Origin of the sequence: Paraburkholderia pallida (assembly GCF_004524855.1) — a bacterium.
Taxonomy (GTDB): domain Bacteria; phylum Pseudomonadota; class Gammaproteobacteria; order Burkholderiales; family Burkholderiaceae; genus Paraburkholderia; species Paraburkholderia oxyphila.
In genome coordinates, this window is sequence record NZ_CP038148.1 from 3,250,129 (window position 1) to 3,266,346 (window position 16,218).

Below are 16,218 nucleotides of genomic sequence, written 5' to 3' on the forward strand. Positions count from 1 at the left end.
CGCCCGCGCAGCAGACCACTCAATGCCCGCCCAGGCCCGGCAGCAGAATCCGGTAAATGTGAATGAATGCCGGCCCCATGAGCACCACCATCAGCGCGGGAAAGATGCAAAACAACAAGGGAAACAGCAGCTTCAGACCGATCTTCGCCGCCATTTCCTCGGCGCGCATGCGCCGGCGCGTGCGCAGCGTATCGGAGAGCACGCGCAGCGAAGTGCCGATGCTCGTGCCGAAGCGCTCGGCCTGGATCAGCATCGTGGTAAACGAATCGATGTCTTCCACGCCGGTGCGCAGCGAAAAGTTGCGCAGCGCCTTTTCCTTCGCAAAGCCCGAGCGGATCTCGAGGATCAGCAGTTCGAGCTCGTCCGCGACAACGGGGCTGCGCAGCCGTACTTCGTCGGCCACCTTCATGAGCGCCGCGTCCAGACCGAGGCCCGCTTCGACACAAACCGTCATCAGATCGATCGCGTCCGGGAAGGCCTCGAATATCTGGCGCTGGCGCGCCGTTATGCAACGCCCGACGAAGTAGTTGGGCAGGTAATAGCCAAGCCCGCACAACAGGATCAGCACGCCGGCAAGCTGGAAGGTGTTTTGCGTGAGCGGCGAACCGAAGATCCAGAATGACGCCAGCAGTGGCAGCAGGAAAGCCAATATCGTTTTCGCCGCGAAGTACACGGCAATCGCGCCGGTCCCGCGCCAGCCCGCCATCACGAGGCGCACGCGCAGGGCCGACAGCTCCCAGCCCTCCTTCGGCACCGACAGCCTCGAAATCGGCTTCGAGATCTCGACGATCCGCTCGAACCACGAGCCGTCCTGCGCTGCGCTGTCCTGTCCGAAACGCGGCTCGACGCGCGGGCCGCCCGCCTGCTCGATCCGGTTGCGCATGTCGCGCGGCGCGAACCAGTACAGCGCGCCAAACGCGAACATGAACACGAAGGCGAACACCCCGAACAGCAAAATCATATTTGTCATATCGAGCATTTTGCTTTCCTTTGCGCGCGTTGCACGCATTCCCCGATGCACCCGGCACGGCTGCACGGCTTCCCGCACGACGCCCTTGACTCAGACCCTGATGCGCACCGTGCGCCTGATCCAGAACACGCCGATCACCATCAGCACGAGCGCGACTTGCACGACCCGCAAGCCCGCCGGGTCCTGCCAAAGCACCTCCAGGAAACCCGGGTTGATCACCAGCATGGCCCCCGCGGTCACGAACGGCAGCAGCACGAGGACCCACGCGGAGAGCTTGCCTTCCGCGCAGAGCACGCGCACCTTGTCGAAGAATTTGAAGCGCTCGCGCACCAGCATCGTGATACTGTCGAGCAGCTCGGCAAGATTGCCCCCCGCCTCGCGCTGAACCAGCACCGCGATCACGAAATAGCGCAGATCGTGAATCGGCATGCGGCGCGCGAGATTCGTCAATGCATCGTTGAGCGAGACGCCGTAGTTGATTTCGTCGAACGTGTAGCGGAATTCGCCGCCCATCGGCTCCGCAAACTCAAGCCCCACCATCTGGATGGCAGCCGCAAAGGCATGCCCCGCGCGCAGCGAACGGGCAAGCATGTCGCATGCATCGGGCAACTGGCGCTCGAACTGTCTGAGCCGCCGTGCCCGGCGGCCTTGCACCCAGACGAGCGGAAGCACCGCGACGCTGATAGCGGCGAGTGCGCTCACCCCCATCGATACGCGAAGAATGCTCAGCAGTGCGAATACGGCTGGCGGCAGCGCAATGCACGTGCCGACCAGGCGCCCGACAGACCAGCCCACGCCCGATTGCTGCAGAAACAGCACCAGCGACTGCGTGATGCGCAGCTTGCCCAGCACGCGATGAAAGCGCGACGATTCATCGAGCACAGGCGTCTTGAGGATCGTCAGCTTCTCGTGCACCGCACCGGCCGCGTTCGACACCGCATCGATACGCGACTGCAACCGCCGCGCAACGGCACCATGCCGGCTGCTCCACCAGATCCAGGCGGCCTCGCAGGCCAGCACGACCGCGACAAAAACCAGCGCGATTGCCGCATAGAAACTATGACTCATGCTTGCCTCCCATGCCTCTCACGTCGTCTCGAAGCGGCGCGCCGGATCGAAGATGTTCTCCGGCAACGCCACGCCGAAGGCCTGCAGCCGCTCCATGAATTTCGGCCGCACGCCGGTGGCGCAGAAGTGGCCGCGCACCGTTCCTGTCGTGTCCACGCCCGTGCGCCGGAACGTGAAGATCTCCTGCATGTTCACGACATCGCCTTCCATGCCGGTGATTTCGGAAATGCTGAGGATCTTGCGGCGGCCATCGGTGAGTCGCGCAGCCTGCACGACGACCGTAATCGCCGAGGCGATCTGCTGGCGCATCGTCTTCGGCGGGAGCGTGAGCCCGCCGAGGCTGATCATGTTCTCGAGCCGGGTGAGCGCATCGCGCGGCGAATTCGCGTGGATCGTCGCGAGCGAGCCTTCGTGGCCGGTATTCATCGCGTTGAGCATGTCGAGCGCTTCCGCGCCGCGCACTTCGCCGAGGATGATGCGATCGGGGCGCATACGCAGTGCGTTGCGCACGAGCGAGCGCTGCGTGATCTCGCCACGCCCCTCGATGTTGGGCGGGCGTGTTTCGAGACGCAGCACGTGTTCCTGGCGCAGTTGCAGTTCGGCGGCATCTTCAATCGTGACGATGCGCTCGTCGTTGGGAATGAAACCCGAGAGCACGTTCAGGAGCGTCGTCTTCCCGCTGCCCGTGCCGCCCGAAATCAGGATGTTCACCTTCGCGCGCGCGAGGCCGTCGAGGATTTCGGCCATCGGCGGCGTAAGCGTCTGCAGCGAGATCAGATCCGGAACCTGCAACGGATTGGCGGCAAAACGGCGAATCGACAAAAGCGGCCCGTCGACGGCCGAGGGCGGAATGATCGCGTTCACGCGCGAGCCGTCGGGTAGCCGCGCATCGACCATCGGGCTCGATTCGTCGATGCGCCGGCCCACGCGCGACACGATCTTCTCGATCACCTTCATGAGGTGCGCGTCGTCGTAAAACGTCACGTCCGTCAGCTCGAGCCGGCCGCGGCGCTCGACGTAAATCTGCCTGGCCGTATTCACGAGAATGTCCGAAACACCCGGGTCGTGCAGCAGGACCTCGAGCGGCCCGAAGCCGAACATCTCGTCATAGACGTCGATCCCGAGCTGCCGGCGTTCCAGATCGTTCGCGGGAGCGCGGCGCTCTTCGAGGATGCGCGCGATCAGTGCGCCGATCTCCTGGCGCACCTGATCCTGCGGCATGCGCGAGAGGCGCTCCAGCTCCACGCGCTCGAGCACGGTCTGATGCACTTCGTGCCGGAGCTTCTGGTACGACTCGGAACGGGCTCGCGCCGGGTTGGTCGACGAGCCGGCGGCGTCGGCTCGCTCGCCCACCACCTGCAGGTGCTGGGTTGAAATTTGCTCACGAAGCGACATGGCGTTGTTCTCCTGAGAAAGTGGTATGCGCGGGCGCGCTGCGCCGTCCCATCAGCCGGGTAATGAACGACTCGCCTTTTTCCGGCGTCACGGATGCGTCCGCGCTGCGACTTGCGATCTGCGCAGCGAGCGAGCGCACGCTACGGGCAAGCGTGCTGCGCGGCGCGGTCTCCAGCACCGGCAGCCCCTGGTTGACGGAATCGGCTGCGGCGCGCGGATCGTCGGGTATCACGTGATAGGGCGACATGCCGAGCACCTTCTCGAGCGCCGCGCGCGCCTGTGCGCCCTCGCGCGAGTCGCGGTTGAGAATGAGGCGCATGCGCTCGGGCCCATATCCGAGCGAGCCCAGGATCTCCTGAAGCCGCCGTCCGGCCTGCAAGTGCGGCATGCTCGCGTGCAGCACGACGTGGATATAGTCGCTGCGATCGAGCGCGAGCATCGAGAGCTGGTTGACGGTCTGGCCGAGATCGACGACAACGAAGTCGTAACGCGGCGTGGCAACGCCGAGAATCCACTCGAGCCGGTCCGCGCGAATCTCCGATGCTTTTACCGGATCCCCCGCGCCCGCGAGAATGTCGAAATTCGCGGCGGCATGCACGACGCTGGCGTCGAAGAACGCCACGTCCATGCGCTCGATCTGTGCGCTCATCTGCTGGATCGTGGAGGGTGCCGTTGCCGAGGTGACGAGAAACGCTGCGTCAGCGAACTGCTGATTCAGGTCCACGAGCAGCACGCGCTTTCTGTCGACGGTTGCGATTGCGTACGCAACGTTCGCGGCGATGAAGCTCGTGCCCACGCCGCCACGGCTCGACATGAAGGAAAGAATCGGCGTGGTATGCGCGAAATCGCTCGCGCGCTGGCCCGCCGCACGGTGCAGCGCATCGCGCAGCGCAGCGGGTTCGAGCGGCCAGTTCAGCACGTCGCGAAAACCCGAGCGCATCGCCGAAATCAGCGTGTCCGACGAGGTATCCGAAGTCAGCATGATGCAGGTGAGCCGCTTGTGCCGGAGGCACAGTTCGGCTATCGCATCAGGATCGGCGTCGGCCAGCGCGGGCGCGTCGACGATTAGCACGTCGAATGCGCCGAGCGTATCGCCACGCTCAAGCAATTGGGCCGGGCTGCCCTCCACGCGGGTCGTCCGGTAATTGCCGCACGCTGCGATCAGGCGCACGAGCTGCCCTAGCCGCTCGGCGTCTCTCGAAATGGTGAGGATATCGATCATGATCGTATGGACCGTTTATCGAAGCTTCGGGCGCTCGGCCAAGCTGGCCGGCGTGCTGCTGGACGTCACTGCCCGCTTGCGCTGCCACCGCCACCACCGGCGCTGATCCCGATGGTGAAGGCGTTCGTCGTGACAGGCGGCGCCGTGAACGACTTGTCGTATTGATCCATCGCCGAGGCTGCGGCCGTCCCGTCGATGCTTTGCGGCGAAGGCGCATGATCGCCGGCATGCGGATCGATGACCTGGACCTGTGCGGAAGTCCGCACGGCCTCACCGAAGTGGGCATCCCAGATCGGTGTGCTGGTCATGCAGCCGCCGAGCGTCGCGCTGGCAACCACGCCGGCCAGGATGAGCGCTGCGCGGCGGACGATTACGATTGATTCGAGTTTCATGATGTCTCCCTCGGCTCGCGTCAGTGGGCGGTCGCGGCGCTGGACGTGCCCGCCGCACCCTCTTGCTGCAACGCAGGAACCTCGCCCACGTGGGCCAGGTAGGCAATATGAGCGGCATCGCGCTTCTCCGTCACGCCCGCTGCAAGTGCGTGCTCTGAAGTCGCGCCTGCCCCCGTGGACGCGCCGGGCGGATTCGCTTGAACCGGCGGCGGCAGCCCGTTGCTTGCGGCAATCTGCTGCGCCGTGCGCTCGACACGCCCGGCGTCGCTCTCACGCTCGACCAGCGGCGCGCTCGATACCGTTGGCAAGGCCACCGCCGACACCTGCGCCGGCTGAGCCTCCCGCTCTTCCGGCGGCACGACCCGCGACGAAACCGGTGTTGCGGGTGCAACCGGCGTGGCCGGGGCAGCCGGTCCGGATACCGGCTGGCCCGCCGGCGTCGAAGGTGCGTTCGGTGCGTTCGGCACGTTCGGAGCGCCAGGCGTTGCCGGGGCCGGCGCACTGCCAGCGGGCGCGCTCTGGAACGCCTTCGCCGCACCACGGCCTTCCATGTTGCCGGTCGCGTAGACGTCGGCTTCGTTGGCTTGCGTGAAGCTATCGGTCGGCATGCGGTATTGCGCGGTCTGCATCGGATGCACGAGGTGCGGTGTGACGATAAAAATCAGCTCGGAGCGGTCCTGCTGGAATGACGTACTGCGAAGCAACGTACCGAGCACCGGAATCTCGCCGAGACCCGGCAGCGCCTTGAGCGAGCCGGTGATGTTGTTGCTGATGAGCCCACCGATCGCGAACGACTCGCCATCGCGCATCTGCACGGTCGTCGATGCGCGCCGTGTGGTGATGAGCGGCAGGATCGTCGCGCCGCTCACATTGGCCGCGCTCAGCGTCACGCCCGTGGGCGAGAGCTCGGACACTTCCGGCGCCACTTTCAGGTTGATGCGCCCGTTGCCGAGCACGGTCGGCGTGAACTTCAGCCCGACGCCGAAATCCTCCTGCTGCAGCGTAATCGCGGTCGCCCCGGTTCCCGTGCCGCTCTGCGGGACGGGAATGAACACTTCGCCCCCGGCGAGGAAGGTTGCTTCCTGCCCGCTGATCGTCACGAGATTGGGTTCCGCGAGGATCTTCACGAGGTTATCGGTCTTCTGCGCGTCGACGGCCAAATTGAAGGGCCGGTTGTTGGCCTTGCTGATGGCTAACGCGCTCGACACCCCCGCAAGCAGATTGCTCACCAGTGCGCCGGTCCACGAACCGAAGCCGCCCTGGATGTTGACCGCCGCGCCGAGTTGATCGATCAGCGTCTTGTCGACTTCGGCCACCTTGACTTCGAGCATCACCTGCTGCGGCGCATCGACCGTCAGCATGTTGAGCACGCCGCCCTTCGTGCCATTGCCCGGTGTACCGTGCGAGACACTGTAGACCGCTGCGATCTGCGCGGCCTGTTGCGCCGCCTGTGCGCTGGACACGCGGCCAGCCAGCACGAGATTGTCGGCGGCCGTCGAAACGCGGATGTCGTGCTCGTCCGGCAGCAACTGGGCGAGCGAGGCCTGGAGGCCCCCCGCGTCGGCGTTGACGACGACGTCGATCACCTGGCATGCGCCACTGCGGCCCTGAATGATCATGTTGGTCGTGCCCACCGATTCGCCGAGCACATAGAGCGTCTGTGGCGACACCATCGTCGCCTGCGCGACAGCCGGGTTGCCGAGCGTGCGATTGCGCACCGGTTCGTCGACCGGCACCAGCACCGACTTTCCGAGCGGCACCACGACGGTGGATTCGCCCCGCACGGAGCCCGAGCAGCTCGGGCCGTGCAGCGCGCCGGCCGGCGCGTGAGCGGCGGCGGCATTCGCTCCGGCCGGCGTCGGGCTCATGCTGATGGTCATCTGCATGGGTCCGTTGGGCATGGGCACGGCGGCACCGCGCGCCGCGGCACTGTATTCGACCGCCTCCTGTGCCATGCCCTGCACAGTGGCAAACAGCGTCACGCAGGTCGTTGCTGCCAATACCAGCCGTCCCCGGCCGGCAACCCGGCGACCGCGTCCCGATGACACGCTCATCTTCGCTTTCATTTCGTTCTACCCCCGTAGATCGCAGCTGGATCCTTTTGACCGACGCCCGCCTGCATCTAGCGGTTCAGGCGCCTCATTTCTGCTCTATTCGGTCCACACCCACATCTTTGATTCAAAAGCATTCCTGACTACCTGTCACCCCGGACAGAACGCCGACGCAATCGCGCTTTTCCACCTTGCGTGCGAGGTATTTCACACGTACCGGACGTTCCGCTACGACCACGGGCGCCGGCGCGGCAGGTGCGCCAAGCAGGGTGTCCTTGGTGGCGCCATCGGTCGCGAGCCGGTTTTTGTCGATCTGATTGCGCAGCACGAGCGAGAGCGTGCCAACGCTGCGCGCGAGATCGAGCTTTTCGGCCTGCTCCGGTGTCACTTCGAGCGTGACCGCGTTGACCACCTTCGGCGCCGTGTCGTCACGGTTGACTTCCTGCGCGACGGCCAGCACGAGGATGCGCTCGAGCACGATCTTCGAGATGCTCTGCTGGTTATCCGCTTTCTTCTGCTGCTCCTGCGTGTTCACGATCACGTCAACGTAGTTGCCAGGCAGCGCGAAGCCCGCGACGCCCACCACGTCGTTCACGCGCACCGTGATCGCACGATGCCCCTCGTCGATCATTGCCGACAGCCCGCCTCGCGTGCCCACCGGCGCAAGCTTGGACTCCAGCACGGGTTCGCCGCGCGTGAGCCCCGTGCGCACTACCCGGCCCTCGAGCGCCTTCGGGTCGCCGAAGGTGCCGTCCGGCAGACTGCCCTTCGGCCAACTGACGGTGTGAATCATGGTCGCCGTAATGGGCTGCCCCAATCCGATATCGTCGGTCGCGACGGCGACCGATGTCACCGCATCCGACGACGTCTGCAAGAGCCAGCGTGAAGCCATCACCACGGCCGCGAGCCCCGCGAGCAAAGCGATGCCGAACATAAAGAAAGCACGACTGTTTTTCATGACACACTCCTCGAACGCAATGCGCTGCCCTGAAACGGACTGGACGCTTCATGCCGCCATCGTGAAGAGCACGCCCAGCGTGCCTGCCGCGATTGCGACGCCATAGGGAATCGATCCGACCGAGCGCACGGCTGTGGCGTGCGCCAGCGTGACGTCGCCGCGCGTGCGCCACGACGCCGACATCGAGACGGCGATGAAGCCGAGATTGCGCAGCAGGCGTCCGACTCGCCCCCGGCCGATGACCACGAGCGCGGACCAGAGTCCGCCTATCAGAAACGTGGCGAGCGTGATGTCGAACGCGATGCTCGCGCCAACCCATGCGCCCACCATCGTCATCAGCTTGACGTCGCCGGCGGCCATGCCGCGCAAGAGGTAGAACGGCAGCAGCATGGCAAAACCGGTAGCTGCGCCGGTGAACCAGGCAGCGGCGCCGGCAAGCGCGCCCTGCAGGAAAATCTGTACGCCGAACGAGACGGCGAGGCCCGAGCCGACCAGCCAGTTCGGAATGCGGCGGCTGACGATATCCGTGCTCGCGGCCACGAGTAGCCATGCGATTACGCACAGTGGAATCGGCTGCGGCGGAAGATGAGCTGCAAACATGATGGTCCCGGTCCTTGTTGTTTCGTTGTCGATCTCTTGCCGATCGCTTGTCGATCTTTTGTCGATCTGTTGTCGATTGGTTTTTTTAATTAGCTGCGCGCCGTGTTGTTGTATCGCTACTGCTCGTTAGGAGGCCGGACGAACGGCCTGGGCGTTCAGCCCGTTCGTCCGGTGCGGGGCTACGCGTCTGAAGCGATTTCCTGGAACAGCCCGTTCAGGTTGGTTCCCACCAGCTGAACCGACACAAGAATGACGATCGCGATGGCTGCAGCGATGAGGCCATACTCGATCGCCGTCACACCAGTCTCGTCATTGAGAAAGCGCCGTGCACGCACGATGCAAGTCTTCATGGTCGACTCCCTCCGGAGATAGCTGCGTGCAGGCTCAGGCATCGGCAGCGATGTCGGAGAACACCTTGTTCAGATTGGTGCCGACGAGCTGGACGGAGACGAGAATGACGATGGCAATGGAGGCGGCGATCAAGCCGTACTCGATGGCGGTCACGCCGCTTTCGTCGTTGAGGAAACGTTGTGCGCGAACGATGATGGTCTTCATGGTTAGTCCCTATGATTTGATTGACTAGTGTTAAACCCGTTTAACCCCCGAACGGCCTGCAGCCCAGGGAATGAACTTCGGCAAAACAATGTTGCTCGGCAGGCGCTTCCTTTTTAGGTGACGAAAAACGGGACGTGTGTGCGTTTGGACACGCTTTATGCAATTCGGCGCCTGAAATGCGGTGTTTTAAAAATGGTCATGTTTCCCAGCCCACACAATAACCGCCCTTAATCCGTGTTTTCCCCTACTCATTAAAATCACAATTCCACTCTCATTTAATTGGCACAAAAATTAACAATTAAAGCGTTAGCTAAACATTTACATCCTAAAAACAGGTAATTTGTACCGATCCTTCTATTCGGCTTACACAGGGGATCAGCGTCAATTAAACAGCTAACTAAATCTTGAGATCGTTGTCTTCGGTAATTTTTGCCACTCCGCAGTCCAGTGCGCGGATCCAATGTTCGATCAGTCACACACATGTACGGAAATGAATTGATAGTGATTTTCTCACTGAGATAATTCGCTAAACAAAACGATATCGCGCGTCACGGACCGTCGCGCGATCGAAATTAAATCAGCACAACATTTCATTCAAATAAGCCGGCCAATTACGCCGACATGAATTAAAGGCGGGGACATGGACTTGACCATGCGGGGACCATCGGGGGCGGCACGGCGCGCACGCATCTGGATCACGCGATCGCGGCTTGGCGTCTACAGCGCGGCCATGCTCGCACTCTATATAGTATTCATGGCCCTCTGGGTCTGGCGAAGCCATGGATTCCAGTCCTCCGCAGCCGGCCGCCCCGGAACCGACTTTGTGGTGTTCTGGGCAGCCTCCCACGTGATGCTCAATACCCATGCGTGGCAGGTCTACGACTACCCCGCTTTTGCCGCGATCGAGCGCTCGCTGTTTCACGACCTTCCGAAGAACGCGTTCTTGCCCTGGCTGTATCCGCCGGCGTTCCTCGTTCTTGTCACGCCGCTGGCGTTGCTGCCGTTCACGCCTTCCTATCTTGTGTTCTGTGCGCTTAGCCTTGCCGTGTTCGTCCCGGCCGCGCTGCGTGTCTCGGGACTGACACCGGACGCTCTCGCCTCAAAGACCGCGGTGCTCTTTCTCGTCGCCAGCCCGTTCGTGCCCGTCGCGCTCATCTTCGGGCAAAACGCGCTGCTCACGGCGGCACTCGCAGCACTGGCCGTGTACTGGATCGATCGACATCCCGTGCGGGCCGGCATGTGCCTCGGACTGCTTACGATCAAGCCTCAAATGGCCATGCTGTTTCCGATCGTTCTGCTGGCCTCGCGCGCCTGGCGACCGTTTCTGGCCGCTGCGGCGAGCGCCGCCGCCGTCACGCTCGCGAGCACGCTGATCTGCGGCATGAACGCCGTGAAGCTCTTCGTCGCGAATGCCGGCATGGCCCGCGAGCTGGTCCTCGAACACGACAGCCAATTCTGGCTTGCTTCGCCCGCGCCGTTCGCGCTATTTCGCACCGCCGGACTCTCCGTACCGCTCGCCTGGATCGCGCAAGGCGCCGCGACGACGATTGCGATCTGCGTGGCGTGCCACGTCTGGCGGCGCACCCGCGATGTCGGATTGCGCGCCGCCGCCCTGTGCGCGGCCACGCTCATCGCCAATCCCTACGTCTGGCACTACGAACTGGCATGGCTGGGTGTCGCAGTCGCGTGTCTGGTGGCGAGCGGCTTGCGCGAAGGCTGGCAAGCAGGCGAACAGCAGGTGCTGACGCTGGCCTGGCTGCTGCCGCTCTACGAGCTCTTCAATCGCTGGCTGGCGTGGCCGCAGATCGGCCCTCTCGTCGTGATGCTCGTGCTCCTCATCACGCTGCGCCGTGTCAACCTCGTGCAAGGGGAACGGTCATGACTCCCACCACCCGTGCTGTCGCCACCAACGCATCACGCTCGCATCGCACCGGGCACTGGCTCGATCGCAGGCGCATCCGTCTCTACGCGTGTACCGTGCTGCTGTTCTATGCGATCGTGGCACTCGTCTACGCCTATCGCACGCTGTGGCAGCATCGGCCGGACTTCGGCACCATCGCGCTCGACTACTTGCCGGTCTGGAGCGCGTCGCACCTCGCGCTGCACGGGCAGGCGCTCGATGCCTACAACCAGGCGGTCCTCGCGTCCGTCGAGCGCGCGGCGATCGCGCAACCTGTCGGTATCCTGCCCTGGCTCTATCCGCCCACGTGCCTGCTGATCACGGCGCCCTTCGCGCTGCTGCCGTTCCGGCTCTCAGCCATCGCTTTCCTTTTCATTACGCTCGCGATGTTTCTGCGCGCGGTCTGCACCATCGTGCCTGGCCGCCTGACCCTGCTCCCGGCACTGGCCTTTCCGGCGGTCGCCGTCGTCCTCGTGTCCGGTCAGAACGGCTTGCTGACCGCGGCGCTTGCGGGCCTCGGACTCATCGCGCTGCGCCGTCGTCCGATCCTCGCGGGGTTCGCGTTCGGGCTGCTGTGCGTCAAGCCCCATCTGGCCACGCTGATTCCGCTGGCGCTACTGTGCTCGCGCTCCTGGCGCGCCCTCGCCTCAATGGCAATCACCGCTATCACGACACTGGCGTTCGCCACACTGGCTTTCGGCCCGGCCACCCTCAGCGCATTTGTTCACAACATGGGGCTCATCAGCGGCTATGTCGAAGCCGGTCGCATCGCGCTCGCACGGGTTCCCACGTTCTTCGCCATGGCGCGGCTCGCCCACCTGAGTGTGCCCGTTGCCTATGCGTTGCAGGCTGTTTCCGCAGTGTGCGGCGCGCTAGCGGTCGTGCGCACGTGGAGCCGCCCCTGCGCCTTCGAGCTGCGCGCGGCCACACTGGTCTGTGCAAGCCTGCTCGTGAGCCCGTATCTGTTCGACTACGACCTCACATGGTTCGGTCTGCTGATCGCCTGGTTCGTCCGCCACGCACAGACACATGGCTTCAGGCAGGGCGAGCGCGAATGGCTCGTCGCGCTGTGGCTCGCGCCGTGTGCGGGAATTTTCATCATTGGCATGCTGCATGTGCAACTCATGCCGATCCTCACTGCGTTCTCGCTCGCGCTGCTGCTGCGGCGCGTTGAATCGGAACGGCGCAACCGTGCGTCGTCTATTTCGCTTCCGGTGGAGCTCACGCCATGAAAACCACAACTTCCGATGTCGTCGACGTCAAGACGCCACTTGTCTCGTTGATCGTGCCTTTCTACAACGAGCGCGCCGCAGTCGAGCGGTTCTTCACGGAAACGGTGCGTGTGCTGGAGAGCGTACGCTCGATCAGATTCGAAATCGTCTGCATCAACGACGGCAGCGTGGACGGAACGCTCGAGCAACTGGTCGCGGCGAGCCGACGTGATGCCCGCGTCAGGGTGATCGATCTCACGCGCAACTTCGGAAAGGAAGCCGCGCTGACCGCGGGGCTCGACGAAGCGCTCGGTGACGCGGTGATCGCCATCGACGCCGATCTGCAGGACCCGCCCTCGCTCATCCCCGAGATGATCGAACGGTGGCGCGACGGTGCCGAAGTCGTGCTTGCGCGACGCGCCAGCCGCGCCTGTGACTCGTTCCTCAAGCGGACGACGGCGGCACTCTTCTATCGTGTGCACAATGCGCTCTCCGAGGTGAAGATCCCGGAGAACGTCGGCGACTTCCGGCTCATCGACCGGCGCGTCGTCAACGCGCTGCGCCAGTTGCCCGAACGTCACCGCTTCATGAAGGGCCTGTTCGCGTGGGTGGGGTTCCGCACGGTGACGATCGACTACGAGCGCGAACCGCGCAGCGCCGGACATTCGAAATTCTCCGGATGGCGGCTCTGGAACTTCGCGCTCGAGGGCATCACGAGCTTCAGCACGGTGCCGCTGCGCAGCTGGACCTATATCGGCTGTGCCCTTGCCCTGCTCGCCTTCCTGTATGGCGGCTTTATCGTCTCGCGCACGCTGCTGTTCGGCAATCCGGTACCAGGCTATGCGTCGCTGATCTCGATCGTCCTGTTCCTGGGCGGCATCCAGCTCATCGGTATCGGCGTGATCGGCGAGTACGTCGGGCGCATTTACGACGAGTCAAAAGGCCGGCCGATCTATCTCGTGCGCCGCCGCTATGAGGTTCGCACGAAGGTCAGCACGCTGCCCGTGGGCCGCGCGGGCAGCCGCCCGGCTGGAGCCGAGTCGCTGCGGCGCGCGCGATCCTCTCCGCGCCTGCGTGTTGCCTCGCGCTAAAGCGCGCAAGGCATGACATATACCCCATCGGGAGTTCGTTCATGGACCTGAAAGAGATCGATGTCCTTGGCCCGGAAGTCGGAGCGCACTGGTACTACGCATCGAAGGCGCAGGCCATGCGCCGCTTTCTCGGCACACCATCGGGTACGCGCGTACTCGACGTGGGCGCGGGCTCGGGCTTTTTTTCGAAGCACCTGCTCGCACATGCCGGTGCGCAAGAGGCCTGGTGCGTCGATATCAGCTACGAGGCCGAATCCGAAGCTTGCGAAGCCGGCAAGACGATCCGCTACCTGCGTGCCGTCGATCCGGTCGATGCAGACCTCGTGTTGCTGATGGACGTGCTCGAGCATGTCGACGACGACACGGGACTGCTGCGGGAATACGCTGCCAAGGTTCCCTCGGGTGGGCGCTTTCTGATTACCGTGCCGGCGTTCCAGTTCCTCTGGAGCGCCCATGACACCTTCCTCGGCCACAAACGCCGTTACACGCTCGGCCAGCTGGAAAAGACCGTGCTCAGTGCCGGACTGGAAATCGAGCACAGCGCCTACTATTTCGGCCTCGTCCTGCCGATTGCCGCCGCGCTGCGTCTTGCAGAGAGAACGCGCCGGCAAGACCAGGCGCCGCAGTCGCAGATGCGCGCGCATCACCCGCTCGTCAACGGCCTTCTCAAGTCGCTCTGCTCGATCGAGTTGCCGATTTTCCGCTTCAATCGTCTAGGCGGACTAACGATATTCTGCGTGGCGCGCAAACCGTGAAATGATGCGGCGCGCTTCAGGCACGTCGCAGCCTGAGCGCGCAATAACTCAGCGGGAAGCTTCATCAGCTTGAGGCCGCGTCGAAGCGGATACGTTGCGCGTCGAGCCGGCACGGCGGGCCGGACAACGGCCAGGACACGAGTCAGGTGGATTCGCCGTGCACGGTTACGCTGCCTGATAGGTCCATCTGGCGTGCGCAACATAAGACACGGCAGGCACGCAGATGACGACGGCGATCGTAGGCAGCCAAAGCGCCTGCCGGCCGCACACCAATGGAATCAGCGCTGCGGTCACAAAACCCGCGATGGACACCGTGGCAAAGCGAAGGAAGCGTGCAACCGTCGGACGCGAGGAAAAGCTCCAAAGCGTCTGCAGCAGAAACGATACGACGTTGGTGACGACAAACGCCACCACGTTTGCGACGGTGGAGTCGCGCACCAGCCAGTTGAATACGAACCACGCGACCGAAACATGAACCCCGGTCGCAATGGCTCCGGCAATGCCGAATCTGATGATCCGCGGCATCCCCCTCACTCCTTGTAATGCGCGACGCTCGTGCCGCTCGCGCCAGGCTATAGCGTGTATCGCGAAGTATGAAGGAACCGTGAGCCGCGTGGCAGCCGGAACCGATGCGTAATCGTTCGCGAACCCACACACAGCCGTCAAATCAGCGGTATGCGGGTTCCTGAGCCCATGGGCTACGTCAGAACGGCTGCTTCGCTTCCGGCTTCCCGGCGAGATTCACGCGCTTGATGTCGGCATAGGAGACCGGGAAGTGCTTCGCGCGAAACAGGATGGTCAAAAGCAACGCGGGAAGTAGCAACGCCCCCCATTCCTGGGCCTGCGTCACAAATGTCGTCAGAAACGCCACCAGGGGGAAAAACCACGCCAGGCCGACTATCGCCAGCTCCCATGATCTGCCTGTGCCGGTCCGCTGGAAATCCTCACATAGGTAAAGGATGGGCAGCAGCAGCCACACGAGGTCATAACTGAGCAGGTAGGGTGTCGCCACGAGCGTTGCGACGACGGCAGCGGCCGAGCTCAAGCACGATCCTGGCTGTTTGACCCAGAGTATCCCTGTGCCGATGATGAGCGGCAGTGCAATGGCGAAGTGGACGGCATACGCAGCTCCCAGGTTGGCGCCCAGACAGCGGGCGATCGCGTAGACCGACGGCATCACACGCCAAAGGTTGGCGTTGTTGTGTTGCAGGACGGTGGTATTGAACCAGCTTAGTGTTTCGAAGAATCGTTCCCACAGCGGTAGACCGAATACCCATACGTTGATGGCACAAACGAGAATTGCCGTCACCGCAGCCATCGCGAAGGCTCGATATTGGCGCCCGCACAGGAAAAATAGCGGGAACAGCAGTCCAAATTGCGGTTTGATCACAAGGAGGCCAGCGCACACGCCAGCCAGCAGCGGACGGCGTTTGACCAGGGCCAGCGCCGAGGCTGCAAGAAAGAAGGTCAGAAATGAACTCTGTCCGTAAATGACGGAGACCCATACGCCGGGAAATGCGATTACCGAAATCCACGGCAACGGCCTCGCTTTCATTACGGGAACGCACGCGCCAAGGCAAAGCGCAATGCAGATACAGACGAATGCCAGGTAGGACGGAATGTACGGCAACAGCGCCAGCGGCAGAATCAGCGACTGGAAGGTAGGTGGGTATACCCACGGGGCGAAATATCCCACGCCCGTAAATGCAGTTTGCGCGTATAAGCGAGCCTCGGTTGCGGCAAGCAGATGCGGGTCGAACGCCGCGATCAGTCCGTGTTGAAGAGAGACGAAAGAAGCGCTCCAGAACACCCTGAAATCAAGGCCCAGGAGAGGAACACCGCGAATATGAAGGATCCAGCAGGCCACGCCCCACACGGCGATCAGGATCAGCTGCAAGACGAGCATCGCCCCACTGTATAGCGCCATTCTCTCGCCAGTAAAGATCGACGAGGTAGCGCGCGCGTTCGCGGATGGCTCGATAGTCGTTGACATGCTTCCCCCCGTTTGCGATGAGGCGAGGAACATTCCGCCAGCGTGACTATTTTCGCG

General features: G+C 63.3%; 16 protein-coding genes. 4 read left to right on the plus strand and 12 right to left on the minus strand.

The window, feature by feature from the left end; translation table 11 throughout:
• Nucleotides 1–19 precede the first annotated feature (19 nt).
• From E1956_RS14770 to E1956_RS14815, 10 genes are all read right to left on the minus strand, one after another.
• Nucleotides 20–979: a type II secretion system F family protein gene (locus E1956_RS14770; RefSeq protein ID WP_418789227.1), complete on the minus strand. Its 960-nt coding sequence runs from the start codon at nt 977–979 to the stop codon at nt 20–22.
• Between the two features lie 81 nt (nt 980–1,060).
• Complete coding sequence (locus tag E1956_RS14775) at nt 1,061–2,038, minus strand: type II secretion system F family protein (protein ID WP_134749994.1); 978 nt, start codon at nt 2,036–2,038, stop codon at nt 1,061–1,063.
• Between the two features lie 18 nt (nt 2,039–2,056).
• Nucleotides 2,057–3,433, minus strand: a complete 1,377-nt coding sequence (locus tag E1956_RS14780; RefSeq protein WP_134749996.1) for a CpaF family protein — start codon at nt 3,431–3,433, stop codon at nt 2,057–2,059.
• The gene (locus tag E1956_RS14785) at nt 3,420–4,655 is read right to left on the minus strand and encodes a CpaE/TadZ family protein (protein ID WP_134749998.1); all 1,236 of its coding nucleotides are present in this window, start codon (nt 4,653–4,655) and stop codon (nt 3,420–3,422) included. The genes E1956_RS14780 and E1956_RS14785 overlap by 14 nt, the downstream gene beginning before the upstream one ends.
• 65 nt (nt 4,656–4,720) lie before the next feature.
• A complete protein-coding gene (locus E1956_RS14790; RefSeq protein ID WP_134750000.1) occupies nt 4,721–5,047 on the minus strand; it encodes a hypothetical protein in 327 nt (108 codons plus the stop codon).
• A 20-nt stretch (nt 5,048–5,067) separates the two neighbouring features.
• Complete coding sequence (locus E1956_RS14795) at nt 5,068–7,113, minus strand: type II and III secretion system protein family protein (protein ID WP_134750002.1); 2,046 nt, start codon at nt 7,111–7,113, stop codon at nt 5,068–5,070.
• Between the two features lie 112 nt (nt 7,114–7,225).
• Nucleotides 7,226–8,056, minus strand: coding sequence for a Flp pilus assembly protein CpaB (cpaB, locus tag E1956_RS14800; RefSeq protein ID WP_134750003.1), 831 nt, complete (start codon nt 8,054–8,056; stop codon nt 7,226–7,228).
• 48 nt (nt 8,057–8,104) lie between these two features.
• Nucleotides 8,105–8,656 (minus strand): A24 family peptidase, encoded by a 552-nt coding sequence (locus E1956_RS14805; protein ID WP_134750005.1) that lies wholly within the window; start codon nt 8,654–8,656, stop codon nt 8,105–8,107.
• Between the two features lie 179 nt (nt 8,657–8,835).
• Complete coding sequence (locus E1956_RS14810) at nt 8,836–9,006, minus strand: Flp family type IVb pilin (RefSeq protein WP_134750007.1); 171 nt, start codon at nt 9,004–9,006, stop codon at nt 8,836–8,838.
• 34 nt (nt 9,007–9,040) lie between these two features.
• On the minus strand, nt 9,041–9,211 hold the full coding sequence (locus E1956_RS14815; protein ID WP_134750009.1) for a Flp family type IVb pilin: 171 nt from the start codon (nt 9,209–9,211) through the stop codon (nt 9,041–9,043).
• A 640-nt stretch (nt 9,212–9,851) separates the two neighbouring features.
• Here E1956_RS14815 and E1956_RS14820 point away from each other — a divergent pair.
• The 4 genes from E1956_RS14820 to E1956_RS14835 are packed head-to-tail and all read left to right on the plus strand — an operon-like array spanning nt 9,852 to nt 14,168.
• A complete protein-coding gene (locus E1956_RS14820; protein WP_232071174.1) occupies nt 9,852–11,093 on the plus strand; it encodes a glycosyltransferase family 87 protein in 1,242 nt (413 codons plus the stop codon).
• Nucleotides 11,090–12,343, plus strand: coding sequence for a glycosyltransferase family 87 protein (locus tag E1956_RS14825; RefSeq protein WP_134750011.1), 1,254 nt, complete (start codon nt 11,090–11,092; stop codon nt 12,341–12,343). Before E1956_RS14820 ends, E1956_RS14825 begins: the two co-directional genes overlap by 4 nt.
• Nucleotides 12,340–13,413 (plus strand): glycosyltransferase family 2 protein, encoded by a 1,074-nt coding sequence (locus E1956_RS14830; protein ID WP_134750013.1) that lies wholly within the window; start codon nt 12,340–12,342, stop codon nt 13,411–13,413. The genes E1956_RS14825 and E1956_RS14830 overlap by 4 nt, the downstream gene beginning before the upstream one ends.
• A 41-nt stretch (nt 13,414–13,454) precedes the next feature.
• A complete protein-coding gene (locus tag E1956_RS14835) occupies nt 13,455–14,168 on the plus strand; it encodes a class I SAM-dependent methyltransferase (protein ID WP_134750015.1) in 714 nt (237 codons plus the stop codon).
• Between the two features lie 165 nt (nt 14,169–14,333).
• Here the strand turns inward: E1956_RS14835 and E1956_RS14840 are convergent, their stop codons facing one another.
• Together E1956_RS14840 and E1956_RS14845 are read right to left on the minus strand one after the other, a co-directional pair.
• Nucleotides 14,334–14,693, minus strand: a complete 360-nt coding sequence (locus E1956_RS14840; protein ID WP_134750017.1) for a GtrA family protein — start codon at nt 14,691–14,693, stop codon at nt 14,334–14,336.
• Nucleotides 14,694–14,871: 178 nt separating this feature from the next.
• On the minus strand, nt 14,872–16,161 hold the full coding sequence (locus E1956_RS14845; RefSeq protein ID WP_232071176.1) for a glycosyltransferase family 87 protein: 1,290 nt from the start codon (nt 16,159–16,161) through the stop codon (nt 14,872–14,874).
• Nucleotides 16,162–16,218: the final 57 nt, after the last annotated feature.